This window comes from Rhizobium sp. BK212, assembly GCF_014197475.1.
GTDB classification, from domain to species: Bacteria; Pseudomonadota; Alphaproteobacteria; order Rhizobiales; family Rhizobiaceae; genus Rhizobium; species Rhizobium anhuiense.
This window is the reverse complement of sequence record NZ_JACIFS010000007.1, coordinates 162,532-177,770: the sequence shown is the minus strand read 5'-3', so window position 1 is coordinate 177,770 and position 15,239 is coordinate 162,532. Positions and strand designations below refer to the sequence as shown.

At 62.5% G+C, this 15,239-nt stretch carries 9 protein-coding genes; 4 read left to right on the top strand and 5 right to left on the bottom strand.

The annotated features are described in order from the left end of the window. The first annotated feature begins 358 nt into the window (after nt 1-358). Nucleotides 359-5,083, top strand: coding sequence for a glutamate synthase large subunit (gltB, locus tag FHT79_RS22195; protein WP_183904123.1), 4,725 nt, complete (start codon nt 359-361; stop codon nt 5,081-5,083). 223 nt (nt 5,084-5,306) lie between these two features. After that, a complete protein-coding gene (locus FHT79_RS22190; protein ID WP_028756675.1) occupies nt 5,307-6,761 on the top strand; it encodes a glutamate synthase subunit beta in 1,455 nt (484 codons plus the stop codon). Nucleotides 6,762-7,204: 443 nt separating this feature from the next. On the opposite strand, the gene FHT79_RS22185 is transcribed toward FHT79_RS22190, so the two are convergent. Next, the gene (locus tag FHT79_RS22185; RefSeq protein WP_183904122.1) at nt 7,205-8,440 is read right to left on the bottom strand and encodes a DUF459 domain-containing protein; all 1,236 of its coding nucleotides are present in this window, start codon (nt 8,438-8,440) and stop codon (nt 7,205-7,207) included. Between the two features lie 112 nt (nt 8,441-8,552). Beyond that, the gene (locus FHT79_RS22180; protein ID WP_183904121.1) at nt 8,553-9,776 is read right to left on the bottom strand and encodes a lytic murein transglycosylase; all 1,224 of its coding nucleotides are present in this window, start codon (nt 9,774-9,776) and stop codon (nt 8,553-8,555) included. A 204-nt stretch (nt 9,777-9,980) separates the two neighbouring features. Here FHT79_RS22180 and galU point away from each other — a divergent pair, with 204 nt between their 5' ends. Continuing rightward, on the top strand, nt 9,981-10,868 hold the full coding sequence (galU, locus tag FHT79_RS22175; protein WP_183904120.1) for a UTP--glucose-1-phosphate uridylyltransferase GalU: 888 nt from the start codon (nt 9,981-9,983) through the stop codon (nt 10,866-10,868). A 60-nt stretch (nt 10,869-10,928) separates the two neighbouring features. On the opposite strand, the gene FHT79_RS22170 is transcribed toward galU, so the two are convergent. Next, entirely contained in the window at nt 10,929-12,473 is a 1,545-nt protein-coding gene (locus tag FHT79_RS22170; RefSeq protein WP_183904119.1) for an outer membrane beta-barrel protein, read from the bottom strand. Nucleotides 12,474-12,616: 143 nt separating this feature from the next. Between FHT79_RS22170 and FHT79_RS22165 the strand changes: the two genes are divergently transcribed. Further along, a complete protein-coding gene (locus FHT79_RS22165; RefSeq protein ID WP_047616405.1) occupies nt 12,617-13,612 on the top strand; it encodes a KpsF/GutQ family sugar-phosphate isomerase in 996 nt (331 codons plus the stop codon). A gap of 28 nt (nt 13,613-13,640) precedes the next feature. On the opposite strand, the gene FHT79_RS22160 is transcribed toward FHT79_RS22165, so the two are convergent. Next, a complete protein-coding gene (locus FHT79_RS22160; protein WP_028756670.1) occupies nt 13,641-14,096 on the bottom strand; it encodes an NfeD family protein in 456 nt (151 codons plus the stop codon). A 3-nt stretch (nt 14,097-14,099) separates the two neighbouring features. Beyond that, on the bottom strand, nt 14,100-15,143 hold the full coding sequence (locus FHT79_RS22155; protein WP_183904118.1) for an SPFH domain-containing protein: 1,044 nt from the start codon (nt 15,141-15,143) through the stop codon (nt 14,100-14,102). Between the last annotated feature and the right edge of the window lie 96 nt (nt 15,144-15,239).

The following is a 15,239-nucleotide window of genomic DNA, read 5'->3' as shown; positions in this document are numbered from 1 at the left end:
CCGTCGCAAATTGACGTTTTTTGACAGAGCGCTCTTGCGGAGCCGAATGCTTTCTGGCATAGAACTGATGAATTAGGACAGTGTTGCTGTCCTATTTTGGCCTTTATGGCCGAAGAGGCGCCGAAAGCCCTGGAACAGACCGGCTTTCACGCTATAGTTCTTCCGAGCGTCAAGCCTTGCCGGCGGCGCGCGGAGGCGAATGGCAGGCGCGGAACGCGACGGTTTGCTTTCCTTTAAAGCAGATGTCTGCGGCCGATCTTCACACTGCAACAGCGCTGTCACGCGCCGAACCTATCTTCGGGTTGCGGCGCATGACGAAAAGCCGCCCGCGGCCCCGCGGGCTTCGACAGGAGGAAAGATGATGACGAAGACGCCATCCATGGAATTTGACCGGTTTGCTGCTGCCGAGGTGCGCGCGACGGCCAATATCTCCACATCCGCCTCCGGCCTGCCGAAGAAACAGGGCCTCTACGATCCGCGCAACGAACACGATGCCTGCGGCGTCGGCTTCGTCGCGCATATGAAGGGCCAGAAATCGCACCAGATCGTCAAGGATGGCCTGTTCATCCTCGAGAACCTGACGCATCGCGGCGCCGTCGGCGCCGATCCGCTGATGGGTGACGGCGCCGGCATCCTGGTGCAGATCCCCGACCGTTTCTTCCGCGAGGAGATGGCCGAGCAGGGCATCACCCTGCCGCCGATCGGCGAATATGGCGTCGGCCATATCTTCATGCCGCGCGATGAAAAGCAGATCGAGCACTTCAAGAAGGTGATCCAAGACGTCATCGCCGAGGAAGGTCAGGTCTTCATCGGCTTTCGCGACGTGCCGGTCGACAATTCCTCGCTCTCCAAGGCGCCGGCGATTGCCGCAACCGAGCCGCACCATGTGCAGGTCTTCATCGGCGCCGGCGAGGATGCCGAAAACAACGACGAGTTCGAGCGCCGGCTGTTCACGCTGCGCAAGGTGATCTCCAACCGTATCTATGATGAGTTCGACGGCGAGGAGAGCAATTTCTATCCGGTGTCGCTGTCGTCGGCGACGGTGGTCTACAAGGGCATGTTCCTGGCTTATCAGGTCGGCGTCTATTACAAGGACCTGTCGGATCCGCGTTTCGAAAGCGCGGTCGCCCTGGTGCACCAGCGTTTCTCGACCAACACCTTCCCGTCGTGGAAGCTCGCGCATCCCTACCGCATGGTCGCCCATAACGGCGAGATCAACACGCTGCGCGGCAACGTCAACTGGATGGCGGCGCGCCAGGCGTCGGTCTCCTCGCCGCTGTTCGGCGAGGACATTTCCAAGCTCTGGCCGATTTCCTATGAGGGTCAGTCGGATACGGCTTGTTTCGACAACGCGCTCGAATTCCTGGTGCGCGGCGGTTATTCGATGGCACATGCGGTGATGATGCTGATCCCGGAAGCCTGGGCCGGCAACCAATCGATGGCGGCCGACCGCAAGGCGTTCTACGAATATCATGCCGCTCTGATGGAGCCCTGGGACGGTCCGGCTGCCGTGGCCTTCACCGATGGCAAGCAGATCGGTGCGACGCTCGACCGCAACGGCCTGCGGCCGGCGCGCTACCTCGTCACCGATGACGACCGCGTCATCATGGCGTCCGAAGCCGGCGTGCTGCCGGTTCCGGAAGAGAAGATCATCCAGAAGTGGCGCCTGCAGCCGGGCAAGATGCTGCTGATCGACATGGAAGAAGGCCGCATCATCTCCGACGACGAGGTGAAGTCGCAGCTGGCGACGGCGCATCCCTATCGCAGTTGGCTGAACCGCACCCAGCTCATCCTCGAAGATCTGAAGCCGGTGGAGCCACGGGCGCTGCGCCGCGACGTGTCGCTGCTCGATCGCCAGCAGGCCTTCGGCTACACGCTCGAGGATACTCGCATCCTGATGTCGCCGATGGCGACGACGGGCCAGGAGGCGATCGGCTCGATGGGCACGGATACGCCGATCTCGGCGATGTCGGAAAAGCCGAAGCTGCTCTACACTTATTTCAAGCAGAACTTCGCGCAGGTGACCAACCCGCCGATCGACCCGATCCGCGAGGAACTGGTCATGAGCCTCGTGTCCTTCATCGGGCCGCGGCCGAACATTCTCGACCACGAGGGCGCGGCGAACGCCAAGCGGCTTGAAGTGCGTCAGCCGATCCTGACCAACGGCGATCTCGAGAAGATCCGCTCGATCGGCCATACGGAAGATCGTTTCGACACCAAGACGCTCGATTTCACCTATGATATCGAGCGTGGCGCCGAAGGCATGCCGGAGATGCTCGACCGACTCTGCGAGCGCGCGGAAGCGGCCGTCAAGGGCGGCTACAACATCATAGTGCTCTCCGACCGCCAGATTGGCCCGGACCGGATCGCCATTCCGGCGCTGCTGGCGACGGCGGCCGTACACCATCACCTGATCCGCAAGGGGCTCCGCACCTCGGTCGGTCTCGTCGTCGAGACCGGCGAACCGCGCGAAGTGCATCATTTCTGCCTGCTCGCCGGCTACGGCGCCGAGGCGATCAACCCCTATCTCGCCTTCGACACGCTGCTCGACATGCATGCCAAGGGCGAATTCCCGAAGGAAGTGGATGCTTCCGAAATCGTCTACCGCTACATCAAGGCGGTCGGCAAAGGCATCCTCAAGGTCATGTCGAAGATGGGTATCTCGACCTATCAATCCTATTGCGGGGCGCAGATCTTCGATGCGATCGGTCTGCAGTCGGAACTCATCGACAAATATTTCTTCGGGACCGCGACGATGATCGAAGGTGTCGGCCTCGAGGCGATTGCCGCCGAAACCGTCGCCCGCCATAACGCGGCCTTCGGCAAGGATCCGCTTCTTGCGACAACGCTCGACATCGGCGGCGAATATGCCTACCGCATGCGCGGCGAAAGCCACGCCTGGACGCCGGATGCAGTCGCTGCCCTTCAGCATGCGGTGCGCGGCAATGCCGAGGATCGCTACCGCGAATTCGCCGAGATGGTCAACAATTCGGCGCTGCGCATGAACACGATCCGCGGGCTCTTCAAGATGAAGAGCGCCGAGGCGCTCGGCCGCAAGCCGGTTTCGATCGACGAGGTCGAGCCGGCGGCCGATATCGTCAGGCGTTTCTCGACGGGGGCGATGTCCTTCGGCTCGATCTCCAGGGAGGCGCATACGACGCTGGCGATTGCCATGAACCGGATCGGCGGCAAGTCGAACACCGGCGAGGGCGGCGAGGAATCCGACCGCTACATGCCGCTGGCCGACGGTTCGATGAACCCGGAACGTTCGGCGATCAAGCAGATTGCCTCCGGCCGCTTCGGCGTCACCACCGAATATCTCGTCAATGCCGACGTGCTGCAGATCAAGGTGGCACAAGGCGCCAAGCCTGGCGAAGGCGGCCAGCTGCCGGGTCACAAGGTTGACGCGACGGTTGCCAAGACCCGCCACTCGACGCCGGGTGTCGGCCTGATTTCGCCGCCGCCGCACCACGACATCTATTCCATCGAAGATCTGGCGCAGCTGATCTACGATCTAAAGAACGTCAATCCGACCTCGGATGTCTCGGTCAAGCTCGTCTCCGAAGTCGGCGTCGGCACGGTCGCCGCCGGCGTCGCCAAAGCGCGTGCCGACCATATCACGGTCGCCGGCTTCGATGGCGGCACGGGTGCATCGCCGCTGACTTCGCTCAAGCATGCCGGCAGCCCCTGGGAAATCGGCCTTGCCGAGACCCAGCAGACGTTGGTGCTGAACGGCTTGCGCTCGCGTGTCGCATTGCAGGTGGACGGCGGGTTGAAGACCGGCCGCGACGTCATCATCGGGGCGCTGCTCGGCGCCGACGAGTTCGGCTTCGCCACCGCGCCGCTGATCGCGGCCGGCTGCATCATGATGCGCAAGTGCCATCTCAACACCTGTCCGGTGGGCGTGGCAACCCAGGATCCGGTGCTGCGCAAGCGCTTCAAGGGCACGCCGGAGCACGTCATCAACTACTTCTTCTTCGTCGCCAACGAAGTGCGCGAAATTCTCGCCTCGCTCGGCTTTACCCGGCTCGACGAGATCATCGGCGCTTCGGAGCTGTTGGAGAAGGACGAGATGCTGGCGCACTGGAAGGCCAAGGGCCTCGACTTCAGCCGCATCTTCCATAAGGTCGATGCCGCCAAGGAAGAGACCTTCTGGACGAGCCGGCAGCAGCACCCGATCGACGATATTCTCGACCGCGTGCTGATCGAGCAGGCACAGCCGGCGCTGACCGCCAAGACACCCGTTGCCTTCGAGGTCGGCATCAAGAACGTCGACCGTTCGGCGGGCGCGATGCTCTCCGGCGAGGTCGCCAAGCGCTTCCGCCATCGCGGGCTGAAGGAAGACACGATCAATGTCACACTTCGCGGTACGGCGGGGCAGAGCTTCGGCGCCTTCCTGGCGCGTGGCGTCACCTTCAACCTGATCGGCGACGGCAACGACTATGTCGGCAAGGGGCTTTCGGGCGGCAAGATCATCATCCGGCCGCCGGAGAATTCACGGATCGTGGCCGAGAACTCGATCATCGTCGGCAACACCGTGCTTTACGGTGCGACCGAGGGCGAATGCTACTTCCGGGGTGTTGCGGGCGAACGTTTCGCCGTGCGCAATTCGGGTGCGATCGCCATCGTTGAGGGTGTCGGCGACCATGGCTGCGAATATATGACCGGCGGCGTCGTCGTCGTGCTTGGCGCCACGGGCCGTAACTTCGCGGCCGGCATGTCAGGCGGTGTTGCCTATGTGCTCGATGAAACCGGCGATTTCGCCAGCCGCTGCAACATGGCGATGGTCGAACTCGAGCCGGTGCCCGAGGAGGACGACATGCTGGAGAAGCTGCATCATCACGGCGGCGATCTCATGCACAAGGGACGTGTCGACGTTTCCGGCGACATGACGCGCCACGACGAGGAGCGCCTCTACCAGCTGATCTCCAACCATCTGCACTATACGGGTTCGACCCGCGCCAAGCAGATCCTCGACAGCTGGGCCGACTACCGTCCGAAGTTCCGCAAGGTCATGCCGGTCGAATACCGCCGTGCGCTCGAGGAAATGGAGCGCAGCCGGATGGGCATCGCCGCGGAATGATTTGCACTGGGACATCCGTCACCTGCTGACCGCAGGTGACGGATGACGAAAATATCTCGATGACTCCGATCATGCCGACAGCGAAACCTGTCCAGATCGCACGGATGTCTTCCAGGGGATATGCGCCAATGACGGTCAAGAGAAGCAACTTGCCCCGGATACCGGGACTGACGATAGACAGATTGGCTGCGGTGAGGCGGTCATGAGGGTAAGGGACGAAAGCATGGGTAAGGTAACAGGGTTTCTGGAAATCGACCGGCAGGTAGCGAAGTATCAGCCGGCGTCGGATCGTATCCGTCATTTCCGCGAGTTCACGATCCCGATGTCGGACCCGGAAGTGCAGAAACAGGCCGCGCGCTGCATGGACTGTGGCATCCCCTATTGTCACGGCCCGACCGGATGCCCGGTTCACAACCAGATTCCCGATTGGAACGACCTCGTCTACAACAACAACTGGGAAGCGGCGATCCAGAACCTGCATTCGACCAACAACTTCCCTGAGTTCACCGGCCGCGTCTGCCCGGCACCCTGCGAGGAAGCCTGCACGCTGAATCTCGAGGATGCGCCTGTTGCCATCAAGACGGTCGAACAGGCGATCGCCGACAAGGCCTATGAGCTCGGCTTCATCCGGCCGCAGCCGGCGACGGTGCATACCGGCAAGAAGGTCGCCGTCATCGGCTCCGGCCCCGCCGGCATGGCGGCCGCCCAGCAGCTCGGCCGCGCCGGCCACGAGGTGCATGTCTACGAGCGCGAAACAAAGCCGGGCGGGCTGCTGCGCTACGGCATCCCCGATTTCAAGATGGAGAAGAACTTCATCGACCGCCGCGTCGAGCAGATGAAGGGCGAGGGCGTCACCTTCCATTGCGGCGTCAATGTCGGCGTCGATGTCAAGGTCGAGCAGCTACTCGCCGATCATGACGCCGTTCTTTACTGCGGCGGCTCCGAGACGCCGCGCGAGGCGGGCATTCCCGGCACCGAGCTTGCGGGCGTCCACGATGCGATGCCCTATCTCGTCCAGCAGAACCGCCGCGTCGGTCGCGAGAACATCGACAGCGTCGGCTGGCCATCGGACCCGATCCTTGCCGGCGCCAAACATATCGTCGTCGTCGGCGGCGGCGATACGGCTTCGGACTGCGTCGGCACGGCGTTCCGCCAGGGGGCCGTCAAGGTCACCCAGCTCGACATCCGACCGCAGCCGCCGGAAAAGGAAGACAAGCTTGCCGTCTGGCCGTTCTGGGCGACGAAGATGCGCACTTCCTCCTCGCAGGCCGAGGGTGCCGTGCGGGAATTCCAGGTGGCCACGCTTGAGTTCGTCGGCGAAGACGGCGTGCTGACCGGCGTCAAGTGCTGCGAGGTCGATGAGCGCCGGCGGCCGGTTCCGGGCACGGAATTCGTCATCCGGGCCGATCTCGCCTTTATCGCCATCGGTTTCCGCGGCCCGTTCACATCAAGCGTGCTGAAGGAGCTCGAAGGCAAGCTGACGCTCAACACCGACAAGCGCGGCTCGACCAACGTGGTCGCCAACGACCGCGACTACAAGACGTCGATCGACAAGTTCTGGACGGCCGGCGACGTGCGCCGCGGCCAGTCGTTGGTGGTTTGGGCGATCCGTGAAGGCCGCCAGGCGGCGCGTGCCATCGACGAGGCATTGATGGGCTCGACCGTCCTGCCGAACTGACCGTCGGCCACACACCTTCAAGAAGACAAAAACTCCGCCCTTTCGGCGGAGTTTTTTCATGGAGCGCCGCGCGTCCGCCAGGACGTGATGCGACCGCTTGCCACGGAAACCGTGCCGCAAAGCTCGGGCAACGGCAAGGATATCGATGTCAGCAGCCGGATCGACTTCAGACGAACGACAGCGATGCCTTCTTCGGCCTATCGGCTCCAACCATTATTATTTGAGCTGGCCGTAGGCGGCGACCTAGACGGGAAGGGAGCGAAAGGCTGCTTCACGCACAGCGCGTTGCCGACTGATCTACGATCTAGAGCTAGCCGAATTGCAGGACGCTGTTACGCAGGAGATGTGCTTTTATGCTCGCCGAAGAGCAGCTTGTAACCGCAAGCACAATGCCGCCCGCCGCGATTGATCGCTGATCCAGCGCAGCAGACCGGGCGGTCTTTTTATTTGACCGAGACTTCGGCCGCCGCCTTTGCGGCAGGCAGGCGGTAATCGTCAACGCGGCCGGGAGGTGCTGGCGTCATTTCGCCCTGCTCGACCAGGAGGTCGCGCGGCGACCGCGTCAAAGCCACAGGCGGCGGCCTGGCGCCGAGAAGCTCGGCGCCGCCGTCGAGATTGGGATCGGAGAGGCTGATCGGCACGGTATGTTCGACCGGATTGGCGGGGAGGCCGAGGCCGGGCAGATTGCTGGAGTCGAGGCGAATTAGGTCGGGGCTTGCCTGGGTGCCGAGAAGACGCCGGGCCGGCTTTTCCACATAGAAGGCGAGCTTTCGCCGGCCGGCTTGCGTAAGATTAATGCCGTCGGAGGTGCGCAGGCGCACCTGCTGGCCGTTCACATCCGAACCAGTGACGATGAAGGTGCCGTTTTCGTCGACGAAACCATCCCAGATGTCGACGAATTCGCCACCGATGCTTTCAACCTGGTTGCGGTAAAGCTGATTCATCTGGACGGCATCGGCCGTCATCGAATCGGACTGGAAAGCGGGAAGGCCGACCCAGAGCAGCGGGATCTTGCGGGCGGTGACCTCCTTGCCGAAGGAAAGGACACGGCGGCGATATTCGGCAAACCAGCCATCGGTGCGGAATTTTTCCTTGGCGTTGTCGGTCACCATCTGCTGGCGGTCGTTGGCGCCGATCATGACGACGACCATCGCCGGCTTCAGCTCGTCGATCATCTTCGGCAACTGTGCCGGCCAGTCGTAATAATCGTCACGAACCAGGCCCGAGGAGACGTTGCCGCGGGCTTCGACGACGACACCGGGCGAGGTCTCGAAGGCGGCGGTGAGGCCGTCGCCGAGGCCGCTCGCCAGGAAATCGCCGACGATCAGGATCTTACGGGCGTCGCCGAGCTTCTGCACCGCCGGCTCCTCCTGCACGGGAGCGCGGACCGGCGGCGCGGTGCGGGTATTGACGATGGCTTTCTGCGCCGGCGGGCGCTTGCGCTGCTGGCGTCTCGGCTGCTGGACATCAGGCGCCTGCGGTGCGTCGTCGAGATAGCGCCGGCCGAGGAGGAAATCGAGGATCGACCGGCGCTGGTAGCGCTGCTCCTGGGCTTCGGCAACCTGCACCGGCGCAAGCGCGCCAACGAATAGCGAAGCCGCCGTCAAGGCGAGCATGAGCCAACGGATTGGGGTGCGATCAGTTTTCTTCGTCATGGGCAGTTCCGCATCTGCCGGCATCTTGCACGTGGGGTAGGTCAGCGTCCACTCTCGCTATCTAGGTCAAGGTTCTGGCTGTTGTAGAGCAGCATGCCGAAAAGTGTGTGTAGCCTTCGGCCGGGATCATCCCGATCTAGCGACGCAGTGCGTTCAGAAGCGGCAAGGAGGGCTCGCCGTCCGGCTGCATGCCGATGCGCTCCTGCACGGCTGATATCGCCGCCTTCGAACCCGAGCCGAAATTGCCGTCGACCTCGCCATTGTAGTAGCCGAGTGTCTTCAGACGCGTTTGCAGCTCGAATTTCTCAGTGATATCAAGGGCGCCGTCCGGGCGCGGCCAGCGCTGCTGCATGCCGCCGTAGCCGGCGATCTGGTCGGCCAGCAGGCCGACGGCAAGCGCATAGCTGTCCGAGGCATTGTAGTTCTTGATGGTGAAGAAGTTGGCGGTCATCAGGAAGCCGGGGCCACCGGGTCCGGCCGGCATCTTCAGCACGGCTTTTGTGCCGCCGTCGCGGAAGGCCTTGCCGTTCGGGCGTGTCAGGCCGAGCGCTGCCCATTGGGCCAGCGTATGGGTCTTGCCGGCCTGCTTGGCCGCGGCCGTGGGAACAACGACCTCGTAGCCCCAGGTCTTGCCGGTGTCCCAGCCGTTCTTCATCAGGAGATTGGCCGAAGTCGCCAGCGCATCCGGCACCGAGTTCCAGATGTCGCGATGGCCGTTGCCGTCGGCATCGACGGCATAAAGCAGATAGCTTGTCGGAATGAACTGCGTGTGGCCCATGGCGCCGGCCCAGGAGCCGGTCATTTCGCGAGCCGGCACGTCACCGTTCTGCAAGATCTTCAGCGCGGCGACCAGCTGCTTCTTGGCGAATTTGGCGCGGCTCGGATCGGCATAGGCCAGCGTTGCCAGCGCGCGCGGCACATAGTGCAGCCGGTCGTCCTTGTCGAGAATCGCGCCGTAATTCGATTCCATCGACCAGATGGCGAGCAGAATGGTCTTGTCGACGCCGAATCGCCGCTCGATCGCATCGAGTGTTCTTGCGTGTTTGGCGGCCATCTCGCGGCCGATCTTGACCGTGTAGGGATTGACGCGGGAATCGACATAGTCCCAGATCTTCGAGGTGAATTCCGGCTGATAGGCGGCCTTTTCGAGCACGGTCGGATCAGGCTCGCTCACCCCGGAAAAGGCCTTTTGATAAGTTGCCTTACTGATGCCACTCTGAGCGGCTGTTTGGTAAAAATCCGCGATCCATTTCTGGAACCGGGAATCAGCTCTAGCGTTGTCGGGGACCAGCCCCACCTGGGCGGCGACAATGAGGGCGAGAGCAAGACCACGAAGGGAGTTTTTGTGATTCTGGGTCATCGACAGTCGTATCCGTCATCTTCAGTTTCCGGGGACAGCGAGGCATCATGTCCGCGCCAGAACCAAGACTACAGGAACGGAGTCAACAAATTCTTTACCATAGCGAACCGCTGCGGTCACCATTGCAAAACAGTAGCAATTCTATACTAGTTAAGGCTAAAAAGCCCTATTTCCAAAGCGATATGATCGAAGCAGGAGGCCGGTGTGGCTCAACACAACAAAGTTCGTAAAGCAGTATTTCCGGTGGCCGGATTGGGGACGCGATTCCTGCCGGCGACAAAGGCTGTTCCGAAGGAAATGTTGACCGTCGTCGACAAGCCAATCATTCAGTATGTCGTCGATGAGGCGATCGAGGCCGGGATCGAACATCTGGTGTTCGTCACCGGACGCAACAAGCACGTCATCGAAGACTATTTCGACATCCATTTCGAGCTGGAACAGACGCTGCGCGAGCGCGCCAAGAAGGCGGAGATCACCCTTCTGGCCCAGCAATTGCCGAAGGCCGGCACGGCGAGCTTCACCCGACAGCAGGAGCCGCTCGGCCTCGGCCACGCCGTGTGGTGCGCCCGCGAGATCGTCGGTGACGAGCCCTTCGCATTGCTGCTGCCCGATATGATCATGAAGGGCGACAAGGGCTGCATGAAGGGCATGATCGACCTTTACGCCCAGAGCGGCGGCAATATCATCGCCGTCGAGGAATGCGCGCCCGACCAGGCGCATAAATACGGCATCGTCGGCGTCGGCGAAGCGATCGGTGACGGCTTCCGCATCACCGGCATGGTGGAAAAGCCTGCCAAGGGGACGGCGCCTTCCAACTTCTTCATCAACGGTCGCTACATCCTGCAGCCGGAGATCTTCAAGATCCTCGAAACCCAGGAGCGCGGCGCCGGCAACGAGATCCAGCTCACCGACGGCATGCTGAAGCTGCTGAAGGAACAGGATTTCGCCGGTTACCACTTCCGCGGAACGACCTACGACTGCGGCGCCAAGGACGGCTTCATCCTGGCAAACGTCGCCTTCGCTCTCGAACGCGCCGATATCCGCCCCTCCGTCGAAGGCGGCTTCAGGGAATTGCTTGCCGGCCTGAAGTAAGGGCTACGCCTAGATTATGAAGTGACAGAACGCCGCGCATCCGGGCTGGATGCGCGGCGTTTAACGTTTCAGCTTGAGGCCGACGCCGGCACGAAATTGCTGCGAGTCGGTGCCTTCCTTGCGCGTCGTCAGCTCGTAGCCGAGTGTGCTGGTCAAATCGAGATAGCGGTTGATGTTCCAGGTCAGGCCGGTCGCGGCGGTATAGACGAGCTCGTCGTTGATGGTGCTATCCGTGGGATAGTCGCGCCATATTACCCCGCCGATCATCGTCCCGACCAGATTGTCGCGCAGCTGGTGGGTGACCGTCGTCGTCATTGCGTGCGAGACGTAGCCGCTCTCACCGGCAGTCGTTGAGGGCTGAATGCTGGTTTGCAGGTCGAAATTGACGTCGGTGCCGCGGATCGGCGACCAGAGCAGGCTTGCATCGAGTGTCGCCGTATCGATCGAGGACAGGCGGCTGTCTTCGAAATCGGCCTGCTCGTAACCGACGCCGACTTCACCCTTCAGTTTCTCGCCGAGATCAACTTCGACGCCCACCTTGGCGCCATAGCTGTGCCCCGAGCGCTCATAGCCGGCCGAGTCGCGCGTTTCGTCATAGATCGTGCGGCCGATGTTGGCTTCGATGAAGGGGATGAGCGCGGGGGACAGCTCGTAGCCGACGCGGCCGCGCAGCGTACCCGTCGTCTGGTCGCGATCGCTGAGGGTGACGGTCGTGCCGTTCGAAAGCTTGGCATCCGAATAAATCGAGCGGGTCATGGCAAGGGCCGTCGTCCCGCGCAGAATGCCGAAATCGCGCTGGACGGAGGCGCCGGCCGAAAATTCCTGTACATCAGACTGCTGCGCGGCATTGGCGATGGCGTCGGGATCGTCCGTATCCTCGCGGTAGAAATTGTAACCGGCGGTCAGGTGCGCCGTGGTGTCGTCGGGAAGATCGAGCCTGAGGTCGCTGTTGATCTTGAAGGAGGGCTGTTCTTCGCCCCCGCCACTGATATTCCTCTGATAGGCACCTTCCGAGGTTACGGACAGTTGATGGCGGCCCCAGTCGGAGGTCAAGGTCGCTGCTGCGTCTGTTTCGAAAAAGGCGCGCCGCTGTCGGGTATTGCCGTCCTTGGTGGTCTCGGTGTTGATGCTCTGGGTGACGCTCGGGCGGAGCACGAACGTGCCGATCGGGATTCCCGGCGTTTCCTCCGTCGAGGCGCTTGTGGCAGCCCTGCGGCGCGGCAGCGTCTCGTCGAGCGGCGCTTCGCGGGTGTTCAGCCGGCGTATGTCCTCGTCGAGGATGGAGCCGGTAATGTCGTCGCCGGCCTGCGCATCCGGTATGGCTGGCCTCTGCTGGGCATCGTCAGCATTCGCGGTCGCACCATTTGCCGCAGGCGCGGCGGCACCGTCGGTCTCGTCATCGAAACCGGTGGCGGCGGCGTTGTTCGTGGTGCTGTTGTCCTGATTGGCCGCGGAGCGGCTGTTTGCCATCCCTGCCGGCTGTGCGGCGGACTGCGCAAGGGCTGCCGTCTGGGCAAGAATCAGGCCTCCGAACGCGGCAAAAGAGACGGCACGGATCATGGCGCGGAGCGGCGTCACACTGCTCGTCTGTTTTGGCTGGCCCATGCAATTCGCGCCTGACATGCTTTCGGTTCTTACCCAAAGGTAAAGCCTTGTGGTTAATCATTCGTTGCCGTCAGCGGGCGCCGTTCACATTTCGGAAAGAGTGCGGGGTGGACTTGGAAAGTGAAAAGGTCTAACGCAACTTCATGAACAGAAGAGCGATAAACCTCGTTGAAAACAGCGTGCTCGAATCGGCAAAACGCACGATAGAGACCGAAAGACGCGGTCTTGAAGCGCTGGAACGGGCCCTTGACAATGGCTTGGCCGATCCTCTGACACGGGCCGTCGAAGTCATCGGCGACATCTCCGGCCGCGTCATCGTCACCGGCGTCGGCAAGAGCGGCCATATCGGGGCCAAGCTCGCAGCGACATTCGCTTCAACCGGGACACCTGCCTTTTTCGTGCATGCGGCCGAAGCCAATCACGGCGACCTCGGCATGATCGAGCGCGACGATGTCGTGCTGGCGATTTCCAAAGGCGGCGAGAGCGCCGAGCTCAAGAGCATCATCTCCTTCACCCGGCGCTTCTCCATTCCGCTGATCGCAATCACCTGCAGCGACCGTTCCTCGCTGGCGACCGCCGCCGATATCGTCCTTCTGGTGCCGAACGAACAGGAGGCCTGCCCCAATGGGCTGGCGCCGACGACCTCGACGCTGATGCAGCTTGCGCTCGGCGACGCGCTGGCAGTGGCGCTCCTGGAAGCGCGCGGCTTTACCGCCACGGATTTCCATGTCTTCCATCCCGGCGGCAAGCTGGGCGCCAGCCTGATGCATGTCGCCGATATCATGCATACCGGCGAGCGGCTGCCGCTCGTTGCCAAGGGCACGCCGATGCCGGAGGCGATCACGGTGCTGTCGCGCAAGCATTTCGGCTGCGTCGGCGTGTTGGATGAGGATGGCCGGCTTTGCGGCATCGTCACCGAAGGCGATATGGCGCGCAATCTGACCCGCAATCTGGCCGAGCTCGCGGTCGACGATATCATGACCAAGACGCCGAAGACGGTGAAGCCGACGATACTGGCGACCGCGGCGCTGGCGCTGCTCAACCAGCATCATATCGGTGCGCTGATCGTCATCGACGACGACCGCCGGCCGGTCGGACTGGTGCATTTCCACGACCTGCTGCGCATCGGCGTCGCCTGATCAAGCTCGTTCGATCAGGCTCGTTTGATCAGATGGGCTCGACCGTCAGGTCGCGGCCGTTGCTTGAAACCACCTTCACCTGTGTTCCCACCGGCAGATCGGGTCCCATCACCTGCCATAGCGTATCGTCGAGGCGGATGCGGCCGCGGCCCTCGCGGATCGGTTCATGCAGCGTCGCCGTGCGGCCGACGAGGCTCGCGCCGCGCTGATTGAGGAAGGGCTCGTCGGTCGTTGCATTGCGCAGCGTCAGCCGCCGGCCGGCGAAGGTCGTGGCAACGGCGAGCAGCGCAAAAAGGATCGCCTGCAATTCCCAGACCCAGAAGGCGCTGTCCCAGAAGAGCAGCGACAGCGCGCCGACGATCAAGGCGGCAAGGCCGATCCAGACCAGGAAGAAGCCGGGTACGATCATTTCCGCGGCGAGCAGCACGAGGCCTGCGACCCACCAACTCCACGGACCGAGTTCGGCGATGATCTTCGCCAGCATGGCTTATCGCTCCCGATCGGGATTGAAAGGATTGGGAGTCGACGGATTGATCGGTGGCGTCGAGCGCGCCGGTGCTGCGGGGCGCGGACGCAGCGGCAGCGGCGGCGGGGTTGCCGGGCTGTTGCCGGCATCGCCGAAGACCTCGCGGGCAATGGCGCCGATGCCGCCGAGCGAGCTCAAGATGGAAGAGGCTTCCATCGGCATCATGACGATCTTGGAATTGGGCGCCGAACCGATCGAGGTGAGCGCTTCGGTGTATTTCTGTGCAACGAAATAGTTGATCGCCTGGATGTCGCCGGCGGCGATCGCCTCGGAGACCATTTTCGTCGCCTTGGCTTCGGCTTCGGCCAGGCGTTCGCGGGCTTCTGCGTTGCGGAAGGCGGCCTCGCGCTGGCCTTCGGCCTGGAGAATGGCGGATTGCTTGGCGCCTTCGGCTCGGAGGATCTGCGCGTTGCGCGAGCCTTCGGCCTCCAGCACCTGCGCCCGCTTCTCGCGCTCGGCCTTCATCTGGCGGGCCATCGCGTCGACGAGGTCGCGCGGCGGCTGGATGTCCTTGATCTCGACGCGGGTGACCTTGATGCCCCAAGGATGCACGGCCTCGTCGACGACGCGCAGCAGCCGATCATTGATCGCATCGCGGTTGGAGAGCAGTTCGTCGAGATCCATCGAACCCATGACCGAACGGATGTTGGTCATGGTGAGATTGAGGATGGCGTTTTCGAGGTTGGAGACCTGATAGGCGGCCTGAGCGGCGTTCAGCACCTGATAGAAGGAGACGGCATCGGCCGAGACCGAGGCATTGTCCTTGGTGATCACCTCCTGGGTCGGCACGTTCAGCACCTGTTCCATCACGTTCAACTTGGCGCCGACGCGCTCGATGAACGGGGTGATCAGGTTGAGGCCGGGCTCCAGTGTGCGGGTATACCGCCCGAAGCGCTCGATCGTATAGCGGTAGCCCTGCGGCACGGTCTTGATCCCGGCAAAGAGCACGAGGATGACGAAGATGACCAGCACGATGACGACAATGTCGAAGCCGCCGAACAACATGAAGAATTCCTCCTATCGGCGCATGCGCCCATACACTGATGTGGTGGGGTAGCATGTTCTTTGCGAGGAAGAAATGCCGTATGGATGCTACACATC